The 25,352-nt window shown below is 71.4% G+C and carries 18 protein-coding genes; 7 read left to right on the forward strand and 11 right to left on the reverse strand.

Features of this window, described 5'->3' with window-relative positions:
- Nucleotides 1-7: 7 nt before the first annotated feature.
- The 4 genes from ABZ826_RS00490 to ABZ826_RS00505 all read right to left on the reverse strand — a co-directional run bounded on the left by ABZ826_RS00490 (nt 8) and on the right by ABZ826_RS00505 (nt 4,933).
- Nucleotides 8-949 carry a sugar ABC transporter permease gene (locus ABZ826_RS00490; RefSeq protein WP_361439918.1) on the reverse strand — a complete coding sequence of 314 codons (942 nt, stop codon included), beginning with the start codon at nt 947-949 and terminating at the stop codon, nt 8-10.
- Nucleotides 950-956: 7 nt separating this feature from the next.
- On the reverse strand, nt 957-2,294 hold the full coding sequence (locus tag ABZ826_RS00495; RefSeq protein WP_361439921.1) for an ABC transporter substrate-binding protein: 1,338 nt from the start codon (nt 2,292-2,294) through the stop codon (nt 957-959).
- Nucleotides 2,295-2,361: 67 nt separating this feature from the next.
- A complete protein-coding gene (locus ABZ826_RS00500) occupies nt 2,362-3,585 on the reverse strand; it encodes an ROK family transcriptional regulator (RefSeq protein WP_361439924.1) in 1,224 nt (407 codons plus the stop codon).
- 283 nt (nt 3,586-3,868) lie between these two features.
- Nucleotides 3,869-4,933, reverse strand: a complete 1,065-nt coding sequence (locus ABZ826_RS00505; RefSeq protein ID WP_361439927.1) for a mechanosensitive ion channel family protein — start codon at nt 4,931-4,933, stop codon at nt 3,869-3,871.
- Between the two features lie 366 nt (nt 4,934-5,299).
- Here ABZ826_RS00505 and ABZ826_RS00510 point away from each other — a divergent pair, with 366 nt between their 5' ends.
- Nucleotides 5,300-5,836 carry an HNH endonuclease gene (locus ABZ826_RS00510; RefSeq protein WP_018552807.1) on the forward strand — a complete coding sequence of 179 codons (537 nt, stop codon included), beginning with the start codon at nt 5,300-5,302 and terminating at the stop codon, nt 5,834-5,836.
- Between the two features lie 52 nt (nt 5,837-5,888).
- On the opposite strand, the gene ABZ826_RS00515 is transcribed toward ABZ826_RS00510, so the two are convergent.
- The 4 genes from ABZ826_RS00515 to ABZ826_RS00530 form a co-directional block, all read right to left on the reverse strand.
- Nucleotides 5,889-7,232: an FtsX-like permease family protein gene (locus tag ABZ826_RS00515; protein ID WP_361439931.1), complete on the reverse strand. Its 1,344-nt coding sequence runs from the start codon at nt 7,230-7,232 to the stop codon at nt 5,889-5,891.
- Nucleotides 7,222-7,962 (reverse strand): ABC transporter ATP-binding protein, encoded by a 741-nt coding sequence (locus ABZ826_RS00520; protein WP_361439934.1) that lies wholly within the window; start codon nt 7,960-7,962, stop codon nt 7,222-7,224. Before ABZ826_RS00520 ends, ABZ826_RS00515 begins: the two co-directional genes overlap by 11 nt.
- Nucleotides 7,959-8,516 carry a PadR family transcriptional regulator gene (locus tag ABZ826_RS00525; RefSeq protein WP_361439937.1) on the reverse strand — a complete coding sequence of 186 codons (558 nt, stop codon included), beginning with the start codon at nt 8,514-8,516 and terminating at the stop codon, nt 7,959-7,961. Before ABZ826_RS00525 ends, ABZ826_RS00520 begins: the two co-directional genes overlap by 4 nt.
- Before the next feature lie 152 nt (nt 8,517-8,668).
- Nucleotides 8,669-11,686, reverse strand: coding sequence for a beta-N-acetylglucosaminidase domain-containing protein (locus ABZ826_RS00530; protein WP_361439940.1), 3,018 nt, complete (start codon nt 11,684-11,686; stop codon nt 8,669-8,671).
- 311 nt (nt 11,687-11,997) lie between these two features.
- Between ABZ826_RS00530 and ABZ826_RS00535 the strand changes: the two genes are divergently transcribed.
- From ABZ826_RS00535 to alc, 5 genes are all read left to right on the forward strand, one after another.
- Complete coding sequence (locus ABZ826_RS00535) at nt 11,998-12,270, forward strand: hypothetical protein (protein WP_361439943.1); 273 nt, start codon at nt 11,998-12,000, stop codon at nt 12,268-12,270.
- Entirely contained in the window at nt 12,271-14,526 is a 2,256-nt protein-coding gene (malQ, locus tag ABZ826_RS00540) for a 4-alpha-glucanotransferase (RefSeq protein ID WP_361439946.1), read from the forward strand. It abuts the gene before it with no gap.
- Between the two features lie 56 nt (nt 14,527-14,582).
- Nucleotides 14,583-14,813 carry a hypothetical protein gene (locus ABZ826_RS00545; RefSeq protein ID WP_361439949.1) on the forward strand — a complete coding sequence of 77 codons (231 nt, stop codon included), beginning with the start codon at nt 14,583-14,585 and terminating at the stop codon, nt 14,811-14,813.
- Between the two features lie 159 nt (nt 14,814-14,972).
- Nucleotides 14,973-15,896, forward strand: a complete 924-nt coding sequence (locus ABZ826_RS00550; protein WP_361439952.1) for a LysR family transcriptional regulator — start codon at nt 14,973-14,975, stop codon at nt 15,894-15,896.
- A 55-nt stretch (nt 15,897-15,951) separates the two neighbouring features.
- On the forward strand, nt 15,952-17,091 hold the full coding sequence (gene alc, locus ABZ826_RS00555; protein ID WP_361439955.1) for an allantoicase: 1,140 nt from the start codon (nt 15,952-15,954) through the stop codon (nt 17,089-17,091).
- A gap of 245 nt (nt 17,092-17,336) precedes the next feature.
- Here the strand turns inward: alc and pepN are convergent, their stop codons facing one another.
- On the reverse strand, nt 17,337-19,907 hold the full coding sequence (gene pepN, locus ABZ826_RS00560; protein WP_361439957.1) for an aminopeptidase N: 2,571 nt from the start codon (nt 19,905-19,907) through the stop codon (nt 17,337-17,339).
- Between the two features lie 113 nt (nt 19,908-20,020).
- On the opposite strand from pepN, the gene ABZ826_RS00565 reads away from it, so the two are divergent.
- Nucleotides 20,021-20,521 carry a DUF1203 domain-containing protein gene (locus ABZ826_RS00565; RefSeq protein WP_361439960.1) on the forward strand — a complete coding sequence of 167 codons (501 nt, stop codon included), beginning with the start codon at nt 20,021-20,023 and terminating at the stop codon, nt 20,519-20,521.
- Nucleotides 20,522-20,752: 231 nt separating this feature from the next.
- On the opposite strand, the gene ABZ826_RS00570 is transcribed toward ABZ826_RS00565, so the two are convergent.
- Together ABZ826_RS00570 and ABZ826_RS00575 are read right to left on the reverse strand one after the other, a co-directional pair.
- Entirely contained in the window at nt 20,753-21,781 is a 1,029-nt protein-coding gene (locus ABZ826_RS00570; protein WP_361439963.1) for an aspartate-semialdehyde dehydrogenase, read from the reverse strand.
- Between the two features lie 209 nt (nt 21,782-21,990).
- Nucleotides 21,991-25,302, reverse strand: a complete 3,312-nt coding sequence (locus tag ABZ826_RS00575) for a S8 family serine peptidase (protein WP_361439966.1) — start codon at nt 25,300-25,302, stop codon at nt 21,991-21,993.
- Nucleotides 25,303-25,352 lie beyond the last annotated feature (50 nt).

Genomic DNA, 25,352 nt, shown 5'->3' on the forward strand with positions numbered 1-25,352 from the left:
CGCCACGTCACTCACCTGCCTGGATCAGCCCGCTGCGGCGTCGCATCAACAGTGCGGTGAACGCCATGGCGAGTACGAAGAGAACGAGCGCGACCACGCAGGCCGAGCCGTAGTCGAAGCGCTGGAAGCCGAGGTTGTAGACGAGCTGCGGAAGCGTCAGTGTCGACTTGTCGGGATAGCCCGGCTCGAACTGCTGCCCGGATCCGCCCATCACGCCCGAGGCGACCTTCCCCGCCACGAGTGGCTGGGTGTAGTACTGCATCGTCTGGATGATCCCGGTGACCACGGCGAACATCACGATCGGCGAGATGTTCGGCAGGGTGACGAAGCGGAACCGCTGGAACGAGGACGCCCCGTCCAGCTCCGCCGCCTCGTACTGCTCCTTGGGTACGTCGAGCAGCGCGGCCATGAAGATCACCATCAGGTCGCCCACCCCCCACACCGCGAGCGCGGTCAGCGCCGGCTTGGACCAGGTGGCGTCGGTGAACCAGCCCGGCGTGGGCAGCCCCAGATCGCCGAGGATCGAATTGACCGGACCCGTCCCCGGGTTGAGCAGGAAGACGAAGCCGAGGGTCGCCGCGACCGGCGGGGCCAGATACGGCAGGTAGAACAGGGTGCGGAAGACCCCGGTACCCGTCTTGATCTTGGTGATCAGCAGCCCGACGCCGAGGCCGAACACCACCCGGAAGGTCACCATGACCACGACCAGCCAGAGCGTGTTGCGCAGCGCGGGCCAGAACAGTGGGTAGTCGTTGAAGACGTACGACCAGTTCTTCAGCCCGCTGAACTCCGGGGCCGCGAAACCGTCGTAGCTGGTGAAGGAGAAGTAGAGCGTGGAGATCAGCGGATAGGCGAAGAAGACGCAGAACCCGATCAGCCACGGCGACATGAAGGCCGCCGTCCGAAGGGCCGACCGGCGGCGCTTCGAGCGCAGTGTGTACGTGCTCATCGCTGTTCTACTTCGCCTGTGCGATGGCCGCGTCGATTTCCTCGGCGGTCTTCTCCAGACCCGCCTTGATGTCCGTCTGCTTGCCCGTCTCGATGTCGAATCCGAGGTTCTGCAGGGACACCAGGTACGCGCCGCCGTTCACCGAGGGCGGAGTGGTGGTGCTGTTCGGGTTCGCGGCGATGTCCAGGAACGTCTTGAACCGCGGGTCGTACTTGAGCTTCGGCGACTTCAGCGCCTCCAGCGTGGACGGCACATTGTGAATGGCGTTGGCGAAGCCGACCACCGCGTCGGTGTCGGTCGTCATGAACTTCACCAGCTCCCACGCCGCGTTCTGCTTCTGCGAGGTGGCGGCGATGCCGGCGATGGTGCCGGTCAGATACCCCTTGCCGTAGGTGTCGGCCTCGTCGTCGGCGACGGGCATCGGGGCGACCCCGACCTCGAACTTCGGCTTGGCCTCCTCGGCCATCCCGAGCCGCCACTCGCCGTCCAGTTGCATGGCCACCTGACCGGTGTGGAACGGGTGCTTGGCGCCCCACTCGTCACCGAACGCCGTACGGTACTTCTCCAGCTTCTCGTAGCCGCCGAGGTCGTCGACCAGCTTCTTCTGGGTGGTGAGCATGGCGGCGAACGCCGGGTCCTCGGCGATGTTCGACTTGCCGTCCGCGTCGAAGTACTCCGGGTCCCAGCTGCCGAGGTAGTGCTCGGTCGTCGACTCGTAGCCGTGGTAGTTCGGCATGAAGCCGAGCTGCTCGTACGAGTCGCCCTTGGTCTTCGTCAGCTTCTTGGCGTCCGCGGCCAACTCCGACCAGGTCTTCGGCGGGTTGCTGATGCCGGCGGCCTCGAACGCGTCCTTGTTGTAGTAGAGGCCGTACGCGTCACCGAGCAACGGCACGGTGCAGCGCACCCCGTCGAACTGCGTGTACTCGTTCATCGCCTTCGGGAAGGTCTTGTCCGGGTCGATCCCGTCCTTCTTCAGGAAGGGGTTCAGATCGACGAACGCCTTCGACGAGCAGAACTTGCCGACATTGTTCGTGGTGAACGACGAGACGACGTCCGGGGCGTTCGAACCACCCGCCCGCAGCGCCTGGTTGATCTTGTCGTCGGTCATATTGCCGACGATCTTCACATGGATGTTGGGGTGCGCCTTCGTGAAGGCGTCGACCGTGGCCTTGATCCCCGCGACCTCGTTCGGGGCGCTCCAGCCGTGCCAGAAGTTGATGGTCGTGTCCTTGGACGCGTCATCACTGGCACCGGAGTTGCTCTGGCCCGTACAGGCGGAGGCGAACAGCGATAGCGCGGCGGCCGCGGCGAGCGCGGCGGCCGACTTCCGGCGGTTTCCGGACATGGCGGTGTCTCCCGATGAAGGTGGGGAAGGAGCAGGGCGAGAGGGAAGGAAGCAGTGGAAAAGGGGGTCAGCGCGAGGTGTCGAAGACTTCGTCACGGGTGGTGGCGAGCGCGCTCTCCAGCGCGCCGCGCAGTACGGGGCGGTGCGTCACCTCACCGGTGATCAGCCGGGGCCGGGAGGCGGCCAGCTCGACGAGTTCCGACTCGACCCGTCCGCGCAGCTGTTCCCCGCCGGCCGCGAGCAGCTCGCCGGACAGCACGACGAGTTCCGGGTCCAGCACGGCGATCATGGAGGCGAGGCCGGTCGCGAGTCCGGTGGCGAACAGATCCAGCAGCCGGGGGTACGGGCCGTCCTCGCCCGACTCCGCGGCCTCGGCGGCCCGGGTGACGAGCCGCGCCGCGACCTCGTGATGCGTGCCCGAGCCCCGGCTCAGCTCGTCGTCGATGCCGAGCTCCCGGGCCAGCCGGGACAGCACCTGGGCGCCCGCCAGCTCCTGGAACCCGCCCGCGTTCACCTTGGTGACCTGGCGGACCAGCGGGGCTCCCGGCACCGGGAGGAAGCCGACCTCGCCGGCGCCGCCGGTGAAGCCGCGGTGCAGCCGCCCGTTGATGACGAGGGCGGCACCGAGCCCCTCCTCGTTCCACAACAGGACGAAGTCGTCGTGCCCGCGCGCCGCGCCGCGCCGTTGTTCGGCCACCGCGACCAGGTTCACGTCGTTCTCGTACTCGACCGGCATCGGCAGGAAGGCCGCCAGCTCGTCCAGCAGCGTGGGGGAGTGCCAGCCGGGCAGGTGCGAGGCGTAGCGCAGCCGCCCGGTGCCGGGGTCGAAGGCGCCCGGGGTGCCGATGACGACCCGGTGCACATCGGAGCGGGTGAGGCCGGCGTCCTTGACCGCCCCGTCCAGCGCATCCGCCACCTGCCGTACCACGGAAGCGGCGCGCCGTCCCGGCGTGCGCAGCTCGAACTCCCCGACCGTCTCTCCGGTCACATCGGCGACGGCGGCCACGATCCGGTGGGCGCTCACGTCCAGTCCCGCGACATGGGCGGCCCGCGCGTTCACCGCGTACAGCTGGGCATTGGGCCCCGGCCGTCCCGCCACGGTCCCGGTCGCGACGACCAGCCCGGCCGCTTCCAGTCGCGCCAGCAGCTGCGACGCGGTGGGCTTGGAGAGCCCGGTCAGCTTCCCGATCCTGGTCCGGGACAGGGGCCCGTGCTCCAGCAGCAGATCGAGGGCGGCCCGGTCGTTCATGGCCCGCAGAACGCGGGGGGTACCCGGTGTGGTTCCGGCCATGAGCACTGCACCTGCCCTCTGTTAGGAAAGTTTCCTATTCGGTGAGAGGACGGTATGCGCACGTCACCGGGCCGTCAATGGGCAGCGCTCCGGTGGCTACCAAAGCGTTACCTGAGGCGTGTGCGGAATACGGGGGCCTTGCCGACGCCTTCCCAATCAGGTTATGGGGGAACCGAGTTGTGGTCACGCTGCCTCGCTCACGGACATACGGACGAGGGGCGCCCCGCAGACCTCGCGGGGCGCCCCTCACTCGTGCGGCCGAACGCGCACGGCCCGGCCGGTCCTACTTCGAGATGTTCGGCGGGGGTATCGGGGTCGTGGCCAGGGACTGCGGCGAGGTCGCCGAAGCGTACGCGGACGGGGCCGCCATCGCGGCCGTCGGGTCGCCCGCGGAGGGCTCGTCCGCCGGGGCCGGGACGCCGCCGATCATCCGGACGCCCGCCTCGTCGAAGGCCCGCTTGATCCGCCAGCGCAACTCGCGCTCCACGCCCAGCGCCTTGCCCGGCATCGTCTTCGCGGTCAGCCGGATCGTCATCGAGTCCAGGAGCACGGAGTCCAGGCCCAGGATCTCCACGGGGCCCCACAGCCGCTCGTTCCACGGGTCCTCCTTGGCCATCGCCGCGGCGGCCTCGTCGATGACCGTACGGACCGTGTCGAGGTCCTCCGTGGGGCGCACCGTCACATCGATGCCCGCCGTCGACCAGCCCTGGCTGAGGTTGCCGATCCGCTTCACCTCGCCGTTGCGGACGTACCAGATCTCACCGTTGTCGCCGCGCAGCTTCGTGACCCGCAGGCCGACCTCGATGACCTCGCCGGAGGCGACGCCCGCGTCGACGGTGTCGCCCACGCCGTACTGGTCCTCCAGGATCATGAAGACACCGGAGAGGAAGTCGGTGACCAGGTTGCGCGCACCGAAACCGAGCGCCACACCGGCCACACCGGCGGAGGCGAGCAGCGGCGCCAGATTGATCTGGAACGCGCCCAGGATCATCAGGGCGGCCGTGCCGAGGATCAGGAACGACGCGACGGAGCGGAGTACGGAACCGATCGCCTCGGAGCGCTGACGGCGGCGTTCCGCATTGACCAGCAGCCCGCCCAGCGCGGTGCCCTCCACCGCCTGGGCGCTGCGGTTCATCCGGTCGATGAGCTTGGTGAGAGCACGGCGGATCGCGATGCGCAACACGACCGCGACCGCGGCGATGAGCACGATGCGCAGACCGGTGCTCAGCCAGGTGGACCAGTTCTCCTCCACCCAGCCCGCGGCGTTCCCGGCCTGCTCGGCGGCCTCGTCCAACGAGGTCCCGGCCCCGGGTGACGGAGCTGCGGCCAACAGGGCGGACAGGGACACGGTGGAACCTCCAGCTGGGCGACGGCGGCCCAACCACACTAACGGGGCATCGGCAGTGCTCCGTTGCCGTGAGCAAGGGGACAGACACGTCCAGGAAGGGCGAAACGGGAGCGGAGAAGAGGTACGGGGGCGGGGCCCGTACGGGTGGCGTGTGGCCGATCGCACATCGGGCCGCGGCAGCCCCGGCCGGGGCCCGGAAGCGCCTGCTGGGCCGGGCAGGGACGGTGCCGGCCGCGGCGAGCGGGGAAAAATCCTCCCGGCCCGTTACCCGCACGTGGTGGCGCTTCGACCAGGCGTGAGTAGAAACTGAGAGCGGATCGTCCCGGCGCGAGCCACGCGCCGCCGGCGTACAAGGAGGCATCCACCGTGCCGCATGTCCTGGTTCTCAACGCGTCGTACGAGCCGCTCGGCGTCGTACCGCTCCGCCGCGCGCTCGTCCTCGTGCTCGAAAACAAGGCCATCTGTCTTGAGGAGTCGGGCGCCTTCATGCACAGTGCCACCCGGGCCGTTCCGGCCCCCAGCGTCGTCCGCCTGAAGCGGTTCGTACGGGTTCCCTACCGGGGGCCCGTCCCACTGACCCGCAGGGCGCTGTTCGCCCGGGACGGGGGGCGCTGCATGTACTGCGGCGCCGCCGCGACCAGTGTCGACCACGTCATTCCGCGCAGTCGCGGCGGACAGCACGCCTGGGACAACGTGGTGGCGGCCTGCCGCCGCTGCAATCACGTCAAGGCGGACCGGCACCTGCCGGAGCTCGGCTGGCGGCTGCACCAGCAGCCCGCCCCGCCGACGGGCCTCGCCTGGCGCATCATCGGGACGGGACATCGCGACCCGCGCTGGTTGCCGTACTTGCAACCCTTCGGCGCGGATGACGCCATGGCTCGGATCGATGGCATTTCGGCCTGAGGGATCCGGGCTTTCGCGTCCGGGGATCTGCGGCCTCGCGCAGCGCCGCGCGCTACGTGAACCGCAGCTCCGCGGGGTGCACCGCCCGCCGCAGCAACGGCAGCGAGGCCGATGCGGCCAGCAGACAGGCGGCGTACACCAGCACGGGTACGAGCAGCGGAAGCATCGACGGGACGGCCTCGGGAGCCACCAGCGAGGCGTACGTGAGGTGCACCGCCATGCCTCCGATGCCGGCGAGCAGGACTGCGGGGGCCAGTGGGAGCGCCGTTTCCAGGAGGAGGGTCCGGGCCAGAACCGTCCGCGGTACTCCGGCCGCGGTCTGGGCGGCGAGCCCCCTGCGGCGGGAGGCGACGGATTCCGCTGTGCCCACCGCGAGGCCGAAGAGGCTGATGACGAGAGCCACCAGGACTGCGGTCCCGGCGAGGTCGATCCCCGTGGTGTAGAAGTCGAGGTCCTCCGCCACGTAGCCGCTCTGCCGGTTCAACTTGTCGAGCAGCACCTGCCGTACGCCGACGAAACCCACCCCGACGACGGTCACCAGCAGCAGAGCGGCATGGGTGCGCGCGGCGGCCCACGGGTCGTCCTTGAGCCGGCCTGCGGCGATCAGCACTGCGGGGCTCTTCGCGCGGAGGGTCAGCCACCGGCCCATGAGGGAAGCCGTCGCTCCGGCCAGCCAGACCGCACCCGCTCCGGTGAGAAGCACCACGGCGAACACCATGAACGGGACGGACACCTCGCCGGGACGGCTGTCGCGGCCGACAAGGAGGAAGAGCGTCACGGCGATCACCACGGTCGGGACCAGGAGCGCGAGCAACGTCCGGTGTCCGCTGTCCGGCCGGACACGGCGCACCCAGCCGAGCGGCGAGGCGACCACCCGCCGCAGGGCGAGTGCGCTCACCAGCGCGGCCACGACCGGCACGGCGAGGACAACCAGGACGAAGGCCGCCCATGTCGCCGGCGGCGGCATGTGACCGGCGCCGGTGAGGACCGCGGCGAAGACGGCCAGCGCGCCGGCCGATCCGGCCAGGCACGCGACCGCGGACTCCAGCGCCGAGATGCGCCGCACCTGCGCGGGCGACGCCCCCGCGAGCCGCAGCCCGGCCATCCGCCGGTCGCGGTGCACGGCGCCGATGCGGGCGCACTGACCGAGGAAGCCGAGCACGGGGACGAGCAGGAGCAGCAGCGTGAGCACCACACCGGCGCGCTCGCCCGGCTGGTTCAGCAGGCCGTGTCCGTAGGGGATCGACACCTGCCCGGGGACGGCGGCGACCGTGACCGCCGCGAGGGCGAAGCCCGTGGCGAGCAGCGCGCCCACCGCGGTGAGCGAGATCCGCCACCACTCGCGGTGGTGCGAGCCGCGCGTCAGGATCCATGCGATGCGGGCGTCAGCCTTCATGGCGGGCGGCCTCCCGGACGGTGACCGGCGCAACGTCGGCGTGGACGGCCCCGTCCCGCAGCCACACCTCGCGGTCCGCGTACGCGGCGACCTGCGCGTCATGGGTGATCAGCAGCACCGCGGTGCCGGTTTCGCGGGTGGCGTGCACCAGCGCCGTCATCACCTGCTCCCCGGCGAGTGAGTCGAGCGCCCCGGTCGGTTCGTCCGCGAAGACCGCCTTCGGACCGGTCACCAACGCGCGTGCCAGCGCAACGCGTTGGCTCTGGCCACCACTCAGCTCGCCGGGCCGCAGACCGGCGTGGCCACGCACCCCGAAGCGTTCCAGCCATTCGCCCGCCCGCGCTTGTGCCGCGGCGCGGGACGTCCCTGCGAGCAACAGCGGCAGTGCCGCGTTGTCGAGCACGGTGAGCTCGGGGATCAGCTGCCCGAACTGGAACACCACGCCGAAGTCGGTGCGTCGCAGTTCGCCGAGCCGGGCCTCGGAAAGTCGGTCGAGCCGCTCCTGTCCGTACGCGACCGAACCCTCGTCGGGGCGGACGATCCCCGCCAGGCAGTGCAGCAGCGTGGATTTTCCGCTGCCGCTGGCACCGGTGACAGCGAGAATCTCGCCCGCGTGGAGGTCGATCGAAGCGCCGCGCAACGCCTCCGACCTGCCGTAGGACTTCCGCAGTCCCGTGGCGGTGAGCAGGGGCGCTGCTTCCGGGGTGTCCTGTTCGGTATGTGTGCTCATGCTGCGTTGACCTCCGCGGTCAGGGTGGCGAGCCGGCTCGCCGTCGTGGTCATCCACCGGACGTCGGCGTCCAGATGGGCGAGGGCGTAGTCGGCCGAGAGCACCGTGCTGAGGTCGGCGCCCGGGGTGGTCTTGAGTGCGGTGAGTTCACGCATGCGCTCCATGTGGGCGGCACGCTGGGCTTGCAGATAGGCGGCCGCGTCGGTGGTGCGGTTGCCGTCGGCGGCGGCAGCGACGAGGATCGAGACCACGACCTTGGCGAAGATCTCGTTCGCCACGAAGGGGGCGGGCGGGGCGGTCTCGTCGGCCCACCTGGCCAGTTCGCGTGATCCGTCGTCGGTGGAGCGGTACAGGGTGCGTTCGGGCCCGCTGTCGGAATCGGTGCCTTCGACGGCGGCGAGGCCGTCACGCACCAGACGTTGCAGGGTCGTATAGACCTGCCCGTAAGCCAGTGGGCGGGCTTGCGGGAAGCGTTCGTCGTACCGCCGTTTGAGGTCGTAGCCGTGGCTTGAACCTCCGGCGAGCAGTCCCAGAAGGATATGGCGGATGCTCATGCGGCCGACTATATACTCGATACATGTACTGAGTGAATAGTTGGGCAGGCGGTGGCCGGGAGTTGCCTGTTGACGAAGCGACTGGTGAAGCAGCGATTGCCGGTGGGGTGGTGAACTGGCGCTGGTTCGCAGGGCGGCGTGCCTGCGTGCGGCTACTGGGCGACGGCGTACGCCTTCACAGACCAGAGGGAGTAGCCGAACTCGGTGGCCCGGCCGTCGCCCTGGATCCTGAGGTAGCGGGTGTCCTTCGCGTCCATCCGGACCGACTCGCGCCCGCCCCGCCCGTCGCGCACGGTCGCCGCCGTGCGCCAGCTGCGGCCGTCCGCGGAGACCTGGACGCGGTAGCGGGAGGCGTACGCGTCCTGCCAGTGCAGCACCACCTGGCCGACCCGGGCCGGCTGCGGCAGTTCCGCCTGCCACCAGGCGCCGTCCTCGGCCGGCGAGGACCAGCGGGTCTCCGGATCGCCGTCGGAGGCGGCCGACGCCGGGAAGTCCGGGGTCTCGTCGCCGGAGGAGGAGGCGGTGGCGGTGCGCACCAGGTCGGGACCCGCCGTGCGCGGGTACGCCCGGACGGTGAGCGTGCTGCGCTCGTCGCCGAAGCTGAACGGCACCTCGTACTCACCGGCCGGGGTGCCCGCGGGGACCGTGATCTCGACGGGAACGTGGGTACGGGAGCCACGCGGCACCCTCGTCTGCTTCGGCACGCTCACCTCGATGCCCTCGGGCGCCCGCGCGGTGAGCGCGCCGCGCACCTCGGCGGGGCGCCGGGCCGCCAGCCGCGCCTCGACCCGCTGCGGTTCGCCACCGATCTCGGCGTCCGTCTCCTCGCGCGCCAGGTCGAGCCGGGCGGCGGGTTCGTCGCCGAACCACGGCACGAGCGCGCGCACCTGGGGGGCCAGGGCCGAGGCGTTCTGGGGAGCGCCGGTTCCCGTCCGGCCACCCGGGACGAACGGCGACCTCGGGCCGGTGAGCACCGGCGGCGCGGACGGGCCGCCCACGGGCCGGCTGATCCGGATGGCGTCGGCCCGCAGTCCCCTGGCCGGCGTCTGGGTCCAGCCGGTCGCCGACAATGTGCCGAGGCGGCGCCAGCCCTCGCCAGGCACATGGGCCTCCAGCGTCGCACCGGCCACCGAGCCGCCGGGCACGGTCATCGCCGTCACGGTCTCCACCGGGCGCGACCGGTTCAGCCGGACCGTGTAACTGCCCGGGGCCTCGGTCACCGTACCGACGTCGCGGTCCGCGCCCGTCCAGGCGTCCGCCTCCTTGCGCACCCGGTCCAGGAACGGGCCCAGCACGCCCTCGCCGACCGTCGCACCGCTCGCCTTCGTGGCCCCGCGCACCGGCTCCAGCGCCAGCGAGGCCCGCCACGCGGCGGCACCGTCACCGCGCGACTGGGCCTCCAGCAGATCGACGGCCAGTTCGCCCGCCCGGCCGTACCGGGACAACTGCTCCGTCCACGGCCGCACCTCGGCGTCGAGGCGTCCGTCGCCCAGCCCCTCCAGCCGCTGCGGGGTCTCCCGCATCACGGTGAAGGCCTCGCGCAGCGCGCGTGCCGCACCGGCCCGCGCGCCGGCGTCGGTCGTCGCACGGGACTTCCAGAACGCGGCCAGCAGCGGCCGCAGATACGCCGACTCGTCACCGCCCAGGACGGACGCCGCGCTGTTCCCGGCCAGCGCCCGCAGCGCGTCCCGGGTGCGGGTGTCGCCGCCCGCCAGATCGTCGATCGCCGCCTGCCAGGATTCCCGCGGCCGGTAGCCCTGCGGGTTCCAGGCGAAGTCGGCGGCGGTGAACAGCGGAATGCGGGATGCGGACGACTGTTCCATCGCATTGGCCAGCAGTGCCGCGGAACCCGCCGCCACCGCCGGGTCCCGGCCGGTGTACGGGCCGAGGAAGATGCGGTCCTGGGCGTAGTCGTTGACCGGGTAGTTGTCCATCGTGACCAGCGGATGCCGGAACGCGGCACGGGCACCGGCCAGTTCCGCGCCGGTGATGGTCCGCGGCACGACCCCGACACCGGTCCAGGCGATCTGGACCCGGCCGTCCAGCTCCTCGGCGAGCGCCGTGCGGTAGTCGGTCGCCCCGTCCTGGTAGAACTCCGTCGGCATCACCGACAGCGGCTCGGCCCCCGGATGGCGGTCCGCGAGATGCCGCGCCACCTCGCTCGCCACCCGCGCCTGCGCGCGGGCTGCCGCCTCGGGGCCGCTGCCGAAGGCGTCGGCGTCGCCGTCGCAGTGCCACTCGCTGTAGCTGACGTCCTGGAACTGCAGCTGGAAGGCGCGCACACCCAGTGCCCACATCGCGTCGAGCTTTCGCGTCAGCGCCCTGACGTCGTCGTCGGACGACATGCACATGGCCTGGCCGGGGGCGACGGCCCAGCCGAGCGTCACATGCTCGGCGCGGGCCCGCTCGGCCAGCGCCCGGAAGTCGGCGCGCCGGTCGGCGGGGTACGGGTCGCGCCAGCGGGCCTGCCGGTACGGGTCGTCGCCCGCCGCGTACAGATACCTGTTCTGCTTCGTACGCGCCATGAAGCCGATCTGCGCCAGCCGTTCCGCCCGGGTCCACGGCTGCCCGTAGAAGCCTTCCGTCATCCCGCGGACGGCGGTGCCGGGCCAGTCCCTGACGGTGACCCCGGCGACGCCTCCGTCCCGGATCAGCTGACGCAGCGTCTGCACACCGTGGAAGAGGCCGTCCTCGCCGACGCCCTCCACGGCGACCGTGTCCCGGCCCGCGAACCGGCCGACCGCGAGGCGGTAGCCGCCGGCGGGCAGATCCCCGCGCTCGGGAGCGCGCAGCGTGCGCAGGGCGTCCCGGGCGCCGTCGCCGCCGAGCCGGATGACCGGGCCGCGGCCCGGCAGCGTCTCGTGGACGGTCCGTACGCCCACGTCCCGCAGGACCTGCCGCAGCGCGTCCACGGCGTACGGATCGGCGTGCGCGTCGGCCACGAGCGTGACCTCGCCGGCGAGCGGCGCGGACGGCCCGGACGCCTTGATGGACCGGGGCCGGGGCCACACCGGGGGCACGGCGCCGTCGTCGGCGCGGTCGGGCGTGGTGACGGTGGAGGAGCCGGGCGCCGACGGGACCGCGACGGCGGCCGGAGCACCCGTGGAGAGCAGACCGCCGAGGACGGCGACCGCGACGGCCGTTGCCTGCTTTCCGCGCCTGAGCCGCATCGCTCTTCTCCCTCGCCTTCGCCGCATGGGCTCCGAGCCCACCACCCGCGCGCGAGGGTGTCAATGCGGGTGGTTGTTGTGCCGTAAATGCCCGATGAGGCAGGTGGGGTGAGGGATGGTCGAGAGCGGGCGGCGACGCCAAAGATGACGCCGAATGGCCGAAAAGAGCGGACAACTTGCGGAGAACCGGCCGCCGGGGAACGGAATGTGACCCAGGGCACGTTGAACTCGTTGTGGTAACGCCTACGTCTGCGGCCGAGTCCGCTGGGTAGGCGCGCAGTGTCCTGTTCCGCCACGGCCAGGAGGCCGCCATGCCCGCTGCCGCGCAGCTTCTGCTCTCCGCCCTCTCCAAACAGGCGTCCGGTCCCGCCCCGCTGCCCGCCGCCCTTCCGGGCCCCGCGACCGGCCCCGGCCCGCTGACGAGCGAGCCGCCGCTCGCCGACGCGATACCGCTCACCAGCGAGCCGCCGCTCGCCGACGCCACGCCGCTGACCAGCGAACCCCCGCTCGCCGTCAACGCCCCGCTGACCAGCGAACCGGCCTCGTCCGGCAACGCGTGGGGCATGGAGTCCCCAGGAGTCTGAATGGGCCTGTCCCGGCTCGCCGCACTTTACGGCGTCGCCACCTCCTACTCCCCGTCCGCCGATGTCACGGTGGCCGTCCCCGACGACACGGTCGTCGCCGTGCTCGCCGCGCTCGGGGTGGACGCCGCCACGCCCGAAGCGGTACGGGAATCGCTCGCCGACGCCGAGGACTCGGCCGCGGGTCGGCTGCTCCCGTCGACGCTGGTGGTGTGGACCGGGGAGCCGCTGCCCCGGGCCCTGACCGCCCTGCCGCCTGGCGCCACGCTGCACATCGGACTTGAGGACGCCGGATCGCCCCCGCTCCCGCGGATGCGTGTCCGGCCCGACCGGCCGGAACCGGCCGTTTCGGGACGGGCGACGGCCGACGCGGGTGCGGGCAGGGGCTCGGGCGGCGACACGGGCGCGGACGTGGGCGACGGGCCGGGCGCGGGTCGCGGCTCCGGCGCGGGCGCCGTGCGAGGTGCGGGTGCGTCCCCGGCCCCCGCCTGGTGGGTCGAACCGCCGTTCGGGGTGCACCGGTTGACCGTACGCGTACCGGGCGGCCGGGGCGCGAGCTGCACGCTCGTCGTCGCCCCGCCCCGGGTGCCGCAGCCGCCCGCGCGCAGCCACGGCTTCCTCGTCCAGCTCTACTCCCTGCTCTCCGCCCGCTCCTGGGGCATGGGGGACCTCGGGGACCTCGCGGATCTCGCCGCCTGGTCCGGGCGGACCCTCGGCGCCGGGTTCGTTCAGGTCAACCCGCTCCACGCCGCCGTGCTCGGCGACCCCACCGACCCGTCCCCGTACCGCCCGTCGTCACGGCGTTTCCCCGACCCCGTCCATCTGCACGTCGAGTCCGTGCCCGAGTACGGGCACGTGCCGGACCGGGGCGCGCTCGACGATCTGCGGCAGGACGCGGCGACCCTCAGCGACACCGTGCTGAACAAGGGCGCCCTGATCGACCGGGACGCCGTCTGGGAACTCAAGCGCCAGGCCCTCCGACTCGTGGTGGACGTGCCCCTCACGCCGGGCCGCCGCGCCGCGTACTGCGACTTCCTGGCCGAGCAGGGACAGGCCCTGGAGGACCACGCCCTGTGGTGCGCCCTCGCCGAGGTGCACGGCTCCGACTGGCACAGCTGGCCGGCCGAGCTCCGCGACCCCCGCTCCCAGGCGACCGCCCGTGCCCGCCGCGAGCTGATGGCCCGGGTCGACTTCCACTGTCGGCTCGCCTGGCTGACCGACAGCCAGCTCGCCGCCGCCCAGCGCGCCGCCCTGGACGCCGGAATGGCCGTCGGCATCGTCCACGACCTCGCCGTCGGAGTGCACCCCGGCGGCGCCGACGCCTGGGCCCAGCAGGACGCCCTCGCGCACGGCATGTCCGTCGGCGCGCCCCCGGACGCCTTCAACGCCCAGGGTCAGGACTGGGGCCTGCCGCCCTGGCGCCCCGACGCCCTCGCCGCGTCCGGCTACGCCCCGTTCCGCGGGCTGCTGCGCGGGCTCCTCGCCCACGCGGGCGCCCTGCGCATCGACCACGTCATGGGCCTGTTCCGGCTCTGGTGGGTGCCCGAGGGGCGCCCGCCCACCGAGGGCACCTATGTCGTTCACGACGCCGAGGCGATGCTCGCCGTCCTCGTCCTGGAGGCGCACCGGGCCGGCGCGGTCGTCATGGGGGAGGACCTCGGCACCGTCGAACCGGGGGTGCGCGAGGCGCTGGCGCGGCGCGGCGTGCTCGGCACCTCCGTCCTCTGGTTCGAACGGGACTGGGCGGGCTCGGGGCGTCCCCTGGCCCCCGAGGAGTGGCGCGAGGGCTGCCTGGCCACCGTCACCACGCACGATCTGCCCTCCACCGCCGCCCGGCTGACCGGCGACCACGTGAGACTGCGCCACCGCCTCGGCCTGCTCACCGGCGGCCTCGCGGAGGAAATGACGGCCGACGCGAGCGACACCGCCGAGTGGCTGGGGTATCTCGCCCGGCTCGGTCTGCTTCCGGAGGGGGAGGGCGACGAGGAGGGGGCCGTCCGCGCCGTGCACCGCTTCCTGCTGCGCACCCCCGCCCGTCTGGTCGGGGTCTGGCTGCCCGACGCGCTCGGCGACCGCCGCCCGCAGAATCTCCCCGGCACCTGGGACCAGTATCCCAACTGGCGTCTACCCGTAGCAGACGTGGAAGGCCACCCGGTCACCCTGGAGGAGCTGGCCGTCGCACCCCGTCTCCACCGGCTGATGGAGGTCCTCGCGCCCCGCGAGACACCCCCGGAACCCCGCGCGGAACCCCGCCCGTGACTCCGTACGGCACCCCCGGGCGCGCGCCCGTTCCGGACGTTCGCTACGTTTGCACTGTGGACAAGAAGAACGCTATGCGCGCCGGCGCCGTCGCGGCCGGAACGACGCTGATGATGCTGCTCATGTCGTCCCCCGCGCTCGCGCTCACCCGCGACGCCGGTGACGACCCCGGTCCGGGCCTGAGCGTGATGGAGACCATCGGTCTGTACGTCGTGGCCCCCATCGCCCTGTTCGTGGTCATCGCGGGCCTGGTCATGATCCTCGACAAGTCCAAGAAGCAGGCCTAGGAAGGCGCTGGAGATCCTGGCCGGACTCGCGCCACGCTCTTCAGCACACCCCTGGCACCGAAGCTCTTCCCGTGTGCGCCGCAGGTACCCCGTACCGTGCGGCGCACACGCATGTCCGGCTCCGGGTGCCCCGTCCCGGGGCCCGGGTAGGTTGCGGCCATGATCGAGTGGGACGTCAAGAAGCTCCGTATCCTCCGCACCCTGCGTGACCGGGGCACGGTCACCGCGACCGCGCAGGCCCTGCTGATGACCCCGTCCGCGGTCTCGCAGCAACTGTCCAACCTGTCGGGACAGCTCGGCGTACCGCTGCTGGAGGCGCAGGGCCGGCGGGTCCGTCTCACCGACGCCGCGCATCTCGTGCTGCACCACGCCGAAGCCGTCTTCGCCCAACTGGAGCGCGCCGACGCCGAACTGACCGGCTACCTGCGCGGCGAGGCCGGAGAGGTGCGGATCGGGGCGTTCGCCACGGCGGTGCCCGCCCTCGTCGTGCCCGCGATCCAGCGGCTGCGCGCCGAGGAACGGCCGGGACCGGACGTACGGGTGCGGGAGGCGGAGGCCGCGCAGGCGTACGAACTCCTGGTCGCCGGTGAGGTGGATCTCGCGCTGTCCCTCGCCGCGCACGCCCCGACGGCCCGCGACCCCCGGTTCGCCGTGCTGCCCCTGCTGGCGGATCCGCTGGACGTGGCGCTGCCCGCGGACCACCACCTTGCCGCGGCCCCCGCCCTCCGGCTGGCGGACCTGTCCGGCGACCCCTGGATCTACGGCGGCTCCGGGCCCTGGTCGCAGATCACGACGGCCGCCTGCGAGGCCGCCGGATTCGTACCCGAGCAGGCGCACAGCGCCTCCGGCTGGACGGCGATCCTGGCCATGGTCGAGGCGGGCATGGGGGTCGCCCTGGTCCCGCGCATGGCGTCGGCGGAACGGCACAGCCGGGGTGGCGTGGTGATGCGGGCCCTCGAAGCCGATCAGCCGCGACGTCATGTGGTGGCGGCCGTACGGCAGGGGGCCGAGCAGGGGCCGGCGGTGGCCCGAGTCCTGGCGGCGCTCACCGAAACAGCCAAATCGTTCAGTTCGACTGAATAGATAATGCAAAAACTTTCGATGGACCTAATGGGTCGTTTGCCGCGACAGTAGAGGCATGACCTTCGACGAGAACGAGAACCAGCAGGAGAATCCCCACGCCAACGACGCGGCCCCGTACGGCGGTGGTGACCCGTACGCCGACTACCGCACCACCGACCTCCCCTTCACCGAACTCGTCGACCTCGCCGACCGCCGCCTCGGCGCGGGCGTGATCGCCGCCAACGACGAGTTCTTCGCCGAGCGCGAGAACCTCCTCGTCCGGGAGCGCGCGGTCTTCGACCCCGAGCACTTCGGCCACAAGGGCAAGATCATGGACGGCTGGGAGACCCGCCGCCGACGCGGGGCGGACGCGGCCCACCCGTTCCCGGCCCCCGAGGAGCACGACTGGGCGCTGATCCGACTCGGTGCCCCCGGCATCATCCGCGGCATCGTCGTCGACACCGCCCACTTCCGCGGCAACTACCCGCAGCGCGTCTCGATCCAGGCCACCGCCGTCGAGGGCTCGCCGAGCCCCGCCGAACTCCTCGCGGACGACGTGAAGTGGGAGGAGATCGTCCCGCCGACCCCCGTACGCGGCCACGCCGCCAACGGCTTCGAGATCACCGGCGGTCGCCGCTACACCCACGTCCGCCTCTGCCAGCACCCCGACGGCGGCATTGCCCGCCTCCGCGTCCCCGGCGAGGTCCTCCCCGACCCGTCCTGGCTCGCCACCCTCGGCACGTTCGACCTGATCTCGGTCCTGAACGGCGGCAGCTACGAGGACGCCTCCGACCGCTTCTACTCCTCGCCGACCCAGATCATCCTGCCCGGCACCTCCCGCAAGATGGACGACGGCTGGGAGAACCGCCGCCGCCGGGTCCGCGACACGAACGACTGGGTCCGCTTCCGCCTCCCCGCCCAGGGCGCGGTCCGCGCGGTCGAGATCGACACGGCCTACCTCAAGGGCAACGCGGCCGGCTGGATCGCCCTCCAGGGCCGCAACGGCGAGACCGGCGAGTGGTTCGAGATCATCCCGCGCACCAGGCTCCAGCCCGACACCCTCCACCGCTTCCCCCTGCGCGCCCGGGCGATCGTCACCCACGTCCGCCTCGACGCCTTCCCGGACGGCGGCGTCGCCCGGATGCGCCTGCACGGCAGCCTGACGGAGACGGGCGCCGCCGAACTGACCCGGCGCTACGAGGAGGCGGGCGCGTAGGAGGAGCTCACACCGTCCGGCCGATCGGGGCCGCAGGCCCCGTTCCTCCGGGGCCTCCTCGCCCCGGCCCCGTCTCCTCCCCGCATACCCTTCTGCCCCCGCCCGTCGGACGGTTGCGCATCGGCGCCCGCCCGACGGGCGGTTTCCATACGCGCGCACGGGGCGACGGACGACAAAGGGGCGGGTACGGTGCCCAGCCCCACAGGGCATGCACCGTACCCGCCCCGGCAGTCCGGAGCCCCGGCCTACGAGGCCGCCGCGTCCGCTGCCTGGGCCCTCAGGGCACGCTCCACGCCCGCGCGCGACTCGGACATCAGACGGCGCAGGGCCGCGGTCGGCCCCGCCGAGGACAGCCAGGCGTCCGTGGCGTCCAGGGTGGCCTGCGAGACCTGGAGGGCCGGGTACAGGCCCACGGCGATCTGCTGCGCCATCTCGTGGCTGCGCGCCTCCCAGACGCCCTTGACCGCTGCGAAGAACTTCTCCGTGTACGGGGCCAGCAGCTCGCGCTGGTCGGTCTGGACGAAGCCGGCGATGACCGCTTCCTGGAGGGAGTTCGGCAGCTTGTCGGACTCGACGACCGAGGCCCACGCCTCCGCCTTCGCCTCCTCCGTGGGGCGTGCCGCGCGGGCGGTCGCCGCGTGGCGCTCACCCGCCGCCGTCTTGTCGCGCTCGTACTCGGCGGCGATCTCGTCCTCTTCGAGCAGACCGGCCGCGGCGAGCCGTTCCACGAACGCCCAGCGCAGCTCCGTGTCGACGGCCAGGCCCTCGACCGTCTCCTTGCCGTCGAGCAGCGACTGCAGCAGGTCCGTCTGCTGCGGGGTGCGGGCCGTCGCCGCGAAGGCGCGGGCCCAGGCCAGCTGGTGGTCGCTGCCCGGCTCCGCCGCGCGCAGGTGCGCGAGCGTGGCCTCGGTCCACTGCGTCAGCCCGGCCTCGCGCCACTCCGGCGCCGCGTACAGGTCCAGCGCCAGCTTCACCTGGCGGTGCAGCGACTGGACGACGCCGATGTCCGACTCCTTGCCGATGCCGGAGAGCACCAGGGAGAGGTAGTCCCGGGTCGCCAGCTCGCCGTCGCGGGTCATGTCCCAGGCGGAGGCCCAGCACAGGGCGCGCGGCAGGGACTCGGTGAAGTCGCCGAGGTGCTCGGTGACGACACGCAGCGACTCCTCGTCGAGGCGGACCTTCGCGTACGAGAGGTCGTCGTCGTTGAGCAGGATCACGGCGGGACGGGCGGTGCCGGCCGGGAACGGAACGGTCGTGCGCGCGCCGTCGACGTCCAGCTCGATCCGGTTCGTACGAACCAGCTTGCCGTTCGCGTCGAGGTCGTAGCAGCCGATCGCGATGCGGTGGGGCCGCAGCGTCGGCTCGCCCTTCGCACCGGCGGGGAGGGCCGGGGCCTCCTGGAGGACGGTGAAGGCCGTGACGTGGCCGTTCTCGTCCGTGGCGACCTCCGGGCGCAGGATGTTGATGCCCGCCGTCTCCAGCCACGCCTTCGACCAGGTCTTCAGGTCGCGGCCGGAGGTCTCCTCCAGCGCGCCCAGCAGATCGGACAGCCGGGTGTTGCCGAACGCGTGCGCCTTGAAGTACGCCTGGACGCCCTTGAAGAACTCGTTCATGCCGACGTACGCCACCAGCTGCTTCAGGACCGAGGCGCCCTTGGCGTACGTGATCCCGTCGAAGTTGACCAGCACGTCGTCCAGGTCACGGATGTCCGCCATGATCGGATGCGTGGAGGGCAGCTGGTCCTGGCGGTAGGCCCAGGTCTTCTCGCTGTTGGCGAACGTGGTCCACGCGTTCGGCCACTTCGAGCCCTGCGCGTACGCCTGGCAGGCCACCGAGGTGTACGTGGCGAACGACTCGTTCAGCCACAGGTCGTTCCACCACTCCATGGTGACGAGGTCGCCGAACCACATGTGCGCCAGCTCGTGCAGGATGGTCTCCGCACGCCGCTCGTACGCCGCGTCCGTCACCTTCGAACGGAACACGTACTGGTCGCGGATGGTGACCGCGCCCGCGTTCTCCATCGCACCGGCGTTGAACTCCGGGACGAACAGCTGGTCGTACTTGGCGAAGGGGTAGTCGTAGTCGAACTTCTCCTGGAACCAGTCGAAGCCCTGCCGCGTGACGTCGAAGATCTCGTCCGCGTCGAGGTACTCGGCCAGCGACGGCCGGCAGTAGATGCCGAGCGGAACGGACTGGCCGCCCTTCTCGTAGCTGCTGTGCACCGAGTGGTACGGGCCGACGATCAGCGCCGTGATGTACGTCGAGATGCGCGGCGTCGGCTCGAAGGTCCAGACGTCGTCCTGCGGCTCGGGCGTCGGGGAGTTCGAGACGACCGTCCAGCCCTGCGGCGCCTTCACCGTGAACTGGAACGTCGCCTTCAGATCGGGTTGCTCGAAGCTCGCGAACACGCGGCGCGCGTCCGGCACCTCGAACTGGGTGTAGAGGTAGGCCTGCTGGTCGACCGGGTCGACGAAGCGGTGCAGGCCCTCACCCGTGTTGGTGTACGAGCAGTCGGCGACGACCTTCAGCTCGTTGGAGCCCGCCACCAGGTGCGGGAGCGCGATGCGCGAGTCGCGGAAGACGGCCGCGACATCCAACGACGTGCCGTTCAGCTCGACCTCGTGCACGGCCGGGGCGACCAGGTCGATGAAGGTCTTCGCACCGGCTTCGGCGGAGTCGAAGCGCACGGTGGTGACGGACCGGTAGGTGCCGCCCTCCTGCGCTCCGGAGAGGTCGAGGTCGATCTCGTACGCGTCCACGGTCAGCAGGCGCGCCCGCTCCTGTGCCTCTTCGCGGGTCAGATTGGTGCCAGGCACGCGGTCATCTCCTTGGTGTGTGACGTTTCCGGTCATCCTTCCATGCGACCTGTGCGCAGCGCGATGTCCGTTTTCCGCCGGACCGTTCCTGCGCGTCGGGCCACGCTCGACGCATGACGACATATGAGGCACGCCCGATCGACCCGGCCACGCTCAAGGAGCTCCGCGACACCGACGACGCGGGCCGTCCCTGCGCTCCGTACACCGCCACCGACAGCGGGCACCCGCTGCGCTGCTGCCTGCGGGGGAGCGAGGCGGGGGAGCGGATCGCCCTCGTCTCGTACGCGCCGCTGCGCCGCTGGGCGTCCGAGACGTGGGCGAGGCCGGGGGCGTACGACGAGCAGGGTCCGGTCTTCATCCACGCCGAGGAGTGCGGGGGGCCGGCGGCCGACCGGGCCGGATATCCGTTCTCCCGGGCGGGAGCGCTGCGTACCGTCCGGCGCTACAACGCGGAAGGCCACATCGTCGGCGGCCGGCTGCTGGAGATCCCGGCCGACGAGGAGCGGGGGTACGACGAGGCCCTCGACGAGGCCTTCGCCGATCCGGAGGTGGCGCTGGTGCACGTCAGGGCCGTGGAGTACGGCTGCCTGCACTTCGAGGTGCGCCGCCCCTGAGAGCCCGCCGGGCGGCCTCTGATCGGGCGGCCACGCCCTGGCACGCACGCTTCCCGCGTTGCCGAAATGCCCTGGTAGCTCCGCTACAAGGACATCCCGGCGCCTTGGAATCGCACGCACCAGACCGCGTCCGCTGTCCGATCGAAGGCCGCCCGACAGGCTCTGAGCGACGGCCGGGCTCGGGGCTCGGCCCCGGGCCCCGCTGCTCGGTCGCCGGAGGGGCTGAACGGGTCAGCCGTTCAGCTCGGCCGCCACCAGCTCCGCGATCTGCACCGCGTTCAGCGCCGCGCCCTTGCGCAGGTTGTCGTTGGAGACGAAGAGTGCGAGGCCGTTCTCCACGGTCTCGTCGACCCGGATCCGGCCGACGAACGCGGCGTCCTTGCCGGCCGCCTGCAGCGGGGTGGGGATCTCGGAGATCTCGACGCCCGGGGCGTCCTTCAGCAGCTCATAGGCGCGCTCGACGCTGACCGGACGGGCGAAACGGGCGTTGATCTGGAGCGAGTGGCCGGAGAAGACCGGCACCCGGACACAGGTGCCGGACACCTTGAGCTCCGGGATCTCCAGGATCTTGCGGGACTCGTTGCGGAGCTTCTGCTCCTCGTCCGTCTCGAAGGAGCCGTCGTCGACGATCGAGCCGGCCATCGGCAGCACGTTGAAGGCGATCGGGCGCTTGTAGACGCCCGGCTCGGGGAAGTCGACGGCCTCGCCGTCATGGGTGAGCCTGTCGGCCTCGGCGACGACCTTGGACGCCTGGCCGTGCAGCTCGGCGACACCGGCCAGACCGGAGCCGGACACCGCCTGGTAGGTGGCGACGGTCAGGGCCTGGAGACCCGCCTCGTCGTGCAGCGGGCGCAGCACGGGCATGGCGGCCATCGTGGTGCAGTTCGGGTTGGCGATGATGCCCTTGGGGCGGTTCGCGATCGCGTGCGCGTTGACCTCGGAGACGACCAGCGGGACCTCGGGGTCCTTGCGCCAGGCGGAGGAGTTGTCGATCACGACGGCGCACTGTGCGGCGACCTTCTCGGCGAGCGCCTTCGAGGTCGCGCCACCGGCCGAGAACAGCACGATGTCCAGCCCGGTGTAATCGGCCGTCGAGGCGTCCTCGACGGTGATCTCCCGGCCCTGCCACTCGATCGTGGAGCCCGCGGAGCGCGCGGAGGCGAACAGTCGCAGTTCGTCGGCCGGGAACTTCCGCTCGGCCAGGATCCTGCGCATGACTGTGCCGACCTGACCGGTGGCGCCGACGATTCCGACCTTCACAGGGACTCCTTCGAACGTACGAAACTGGCACGGTTGCCGCTCCATGATGCGTATGTCCACGGCTTCCTTGTCCAATCCATTGTCCGCGCTGTGGACACCTCCCGCCCGTCGGGCGGGCAGAGCAGTGGGGCGGGCGCTCCATCGAGCACCCGCCCCACTGTCGTACGGATCACACGGTGACCGGGGTCACCGTGTGATCACGGGCTCCGCTACGGAGTGACCTTCTCGATCACGACGCTGCCGGTGCCCGCGGCGGTCCCGTGGCTGTTCACCAGGTGGACCTCGCCGAAGAACTGCCGGCCCTCGGGGGCCGCCCCGGCGACCGAGACCTCGGCACCGATCTGGGCGGAGGCGCCGTTGGCCAGCTTCACGGCCTTCGACTCGTCGACCTTGATCGTGCCGAGCGACGGCGCGTAGTACACGTCGCGGTAGTCGTACGTGGTGGTCCCGGCCGGAACGCTGTAGCCGTCGATCACGACGGTGTAAGTACCGGCGGCCGGCTTCACCAGGCTGACCGACTCCTCGGAGCCGGCCGTGGTGGACTTGCCGACCTGGGTGTTGCCCCGGAAGACGTACAGGTCGAGGTCGGCGTTGGCGTCCGACGTACCGCCGATGGCGACGTCCAGCTTCTCGACGCCCTCACCGATGGTGACCTCGAACTCCTGCTCGTCGCCCGTCTTGATCGACGGCTTGGCGACCTTGGCCGTGCCCAGCGAGCCGCCCTTGAGGGTGCCCTCCAGGTCGCCCGCGTTGTTGGTGGCCTTCCAGCTCACCGGGGCGGGCGTGCCGATCTTCGCCTCGGCGATGGTCTGCACCGCCGGGTCGAAGGTCGCGCCGAGCAGCGAGACGTCCAGCTTGTACGGGTTGTCCAGCAGCGGCGACGTACGCCGTGCCTCGACCTCGATCTCCCAGACGCCCGGCTGCGGGTCCTTGTAGGAGCGCACGTCGGGGCGGCAGGTGTTGGTCGGGCTCTCGTAGTTCGGGTAGCAGAAGATCGTGGAGCTGTTCTCCATCTGCACGCCGTACGGGTGGAGCGAGATGAAGCGGGTCTGGCTGCCCGAACGCAGCGCGCCGAGGGAGACCTCAAGGGTCTTGGCGCCCTCCGGAACGGTCAGGAAGTACGACGTGGTGCTGTTGCGCTGCACCGAGTCGGACGCCTTGAACGCGTAGGCGGGCTTCACGAGCTGCTTGGAGACGACCACCGTGGTGAGGATCTGCTGGTCCACGCCGACGGTCTTGTTGTCGTCCACCAGCAGGATCGCGCTGTGCACGCCCGCGCTGCCCGGCTTCGCCTCGACCTTGACGGTGACCGGCTTGCCCAGCGGCAGCGAGACCGTGCCCGGATCGGTCAGCTTGAAGGTGCCGTCGTTGTTCTTCCACGACAGCTGGTGCTTGACGGCCTTGTCCGGTCCCGTGGTGCGGGTGATCGTGACGTCGTACGACTTCTTCTGGCCGACCTTCAGGCCGCCGTTGCGGTCGTAGAGGCCGGTGCCGAAGCCCGGGGTCTTGAGCCGGTCGGAGAGGCTCGTGTCGACCGGGGCCTTCACCGTGTACTCGTGCGCCGGGGCGCCCTGCTTCTCGATCTGTTTCCAGGCGCCGACGATGTTGATCAGACCGGAGCCCTGGGCGTGCGCGGGCACATCCTTGATGTGGGTGGCGGTGCTGGTCAGCGCGGTACGCAGATCGGCCGGGGGCAGCTCGATGTGCTTCTGCTTCGCGGCGGACAGCAGCAGTGCGGTCGCACCGGCGGCCTGCGGCGAGGACATCGAGGTGCCCTGCAGCATGGAGTAGCCGGCCGGGAGCGAGTAGCCCGCCTCCTTGACCGGGCTGCCGGGCAGCCAGGTCTGGGTCGTGTTGATCGACGCACCCGGAGCGGTCAGGATCGGCGCGAAGCCGCCGTCCTCACGCGGACCGCGCGAGGAGAAGGGCAGCATGTCGTACTTCTTGGTGACGTTCGAGCCGTAGTTGGCGGCCCACGTCTCCTTGGAGACGGACGCGCCGACGGAGATGACGTGGTCGGCGAGGCCGGGGTCACCGATGGTGTTCACACCCGGGCCGTCGTTGCCGGCCGAGATGACCAGCTGGACGCCGTAGATGTCGATGAGCCGCTTGTACAGCTCCGCGCGGGCGTTGCTGCCGTCGTTGAGCGGCGGCAGGCCACCGATCGACATGTTGACGACATCGACACCGCGGTTCACGACGAGGTCGATCATGCCCTCGGTGAGCGCGATGTTGGTGCAGCCGCCGGACCAGGTGCAGGCGCGCGAGGAGACGATCTGCGCACCCGGCGCGGCACCGTTCATCTCGCCGCCGAACAGGCCGTTCGCGGAGGTGATGCCCGCGACGTGGGTGCCGTGCTCGCTCTCGATGACGCCGATGTTCACGTAGTCGGACGTGGCGCCGGCCGCGTTGTAGACGACGTTCTTGCGCGTCTCCACGGTGAACGGGATGCGCTCGACGACATCCGTCCGCGGGTCGTCCTTGCCGAAGTAGGAGACCTGGTGCTTCTCCTTGTACGGCTTCATGGCGGTTTCGTCGGTGAAGTCGCCGTCGTTGTCCAGGTCGACGCGCACGGTGCCGGTGACCGGGTCGTAGAGCACGGCCCAGACGTCGGTGGTGTCGCCGTCGCGGTTCAGGTCGCCCGCCATGTCGCCGCCCTTGGTGGCGGCCTCGGCGAACAGCTTGATCTTGTACGAGCCCTCGGGCGCCTTGTAGGTGCGGCCCTGGTACGTGAACGTCGGGCCGGACACGGCGTCCGTCATCCGCAGCCAGGTGCCGTCGCCGTCGCTGACCGGGTCGGTGGCGGTCACCCAGTCGACGATCTTGCGGGCGCCCGTGGTGGTCTTCTGCAGCGCCGGGTGGCCGAGGTCGACACCCGAGTCGAGGATGCCGATGGTCACCCCGCGGCCGTCGGCCTTCGGGTGCTGCTGGACGAAGTCGACCGCACCCGTCTCGAAGGACGGGTTGTACGGGTTCTTCGCCGGGGTCTTCTTGCCCGGCGCCGGGTAGGAGCCGGTGGACTTCGTCTTCGCCGTGGTCCCGGCCGCGCGGTCGGCCGCGGGCGTCGGGTCGTCCAGCTTGATCTCCTGCTTGAGATCGATGCCGTGGACGGACGACAGCTTGGCGGCCGCCTTGATGGTCGCCTCGGCGGACGCGGTGGGCACGGTGGCCCGTACGTAGCCGAGCTTGTCGTACGCACGTCCCAGCACGGACCCCTCGACGGCGTCCAGTTGCTTGGTGACCTGCGCGGTCGCACCGGGAGCGGTGGCGACCATCATGGTGATGTTCTTCTCGCCCTTGGCCTTGGCCTTGGCCAACAGCTCGGCGTCGGCCGTGCCGAGCTTGTCGGCCGTGGCGTCCTTGGCGGCGGACTTGACGGGGGCGGGGGCGGGGTCGTCGGCGGCGAAGACCGGTGCGGCGCCGGTGGCGGCCAGCGCGGCCACCAGGCCGGCGGCAGCCGCGACTCGGGCCGCGCGTCTCGCCCCGGGTATGGAACTGGGGGACTTGGTGGTCATCAGCATCCCTGAAGTGAAAGAGAGAGTCCGGAATTCGGTACCGGATGACCGCTCAC

The organism is Streptomyces sp. NPDC047515 (genome assembly GCF_040643055.1).
GTDB lineage: Bacteria > Actinomycetota > Actinomycetes > Streptomycetales > Streptomycetaceae > Streptomyces.

Coding starts and splice junctions, on each gene's coding strand:
- ABZ826_RS00490 (WP_361439918.1), bottom strand. CDS start 949: ATGAGCACGTACACACTGCGCTCGAAGCGCCGCCGGTCGGCCCTTCGG.
- ABZ826_RS00495 (WP_361439921.1), bottom strand. CDS start 2,294: ATGTCCGGAAACCGCCGGAAGTCGGCCGCCGCGCTCGCCGCGGCCGCC.
- ABZ826_RS00500 (WP_361439924.1), bottom strand. CDS start 3,585: ATGGCCGGAACCACACCGGGTACCCCCCGCGTTCTGCGGGCCATGAAC.
- ABZ826_RS00515 (WP_361439931.1), bottom strand. CDS start 7,232: ATGAAGGCTGACGCCCGCATCGCATGGATCCTGACGCGCGGCTCGCAC.
- ABZ826_RS00520 (WP_361439934.1), bottom strand. CDS start 7,962: ATGAGCACACATACCGAACAGGACACCCCGGAAGCAGCGCCCCTGCTC.
- ABZ826_RS00525 (WP_361439937.1), bottom strand. CDS start 8,516: ATGAGCATCCGCCATATCCTTCTGGGACTGCTCGCCGGAGGTTCAAGC.
- ABZ826_RS00530 (WP_361439940.1), bottom strand. CDS start 11,686: ATGCGGCTCAGGCGCGGAAAGCAGGCAACGGCCGTCGCGGTCGCCGTC.
- ABZ826_RS00535 (WP_361439943.1), top strand. CDS start 11,998: ATGCCCGCTGCCGCGCAGCTTCTGCTCTCCGCCCTCTCCAAACAGGCG.
- malQ (WP_361439946.1), top strand. CDS start 12,271: ATGGGCCTGTCCCGGCTCGCCGCACTTTACGGCGTCGCCACCTCCTAC.
- ABZ826_RS00550 (WP_361439952.1), top strand. CDS start 14,973: ATGATCGAGTGGGACGTCAAGAAGCTCCGTATCCTCCGCACCCTGCGT.
- alc (WP_361439955.1), top strand. CDS start 15,952: ATGACCTTCGACGAGAACGAGAACCAGCAGGAGAATCCCCACGCCAAC.
- ABZ826_RS00565 (WP_361439960.1), top strand. CDS start 20,021: ATGACGACATATGAGGCACGCCCGATCGACCCGGCCACGCTCAAGGAG.
- ABZ826_RS00575 (WP_361439966.1), bottom strand. CDS start 25,302: ATGCTGATGACCACCAAGTCCCCCAGTTCCATACCCGGGGCGAGACGC.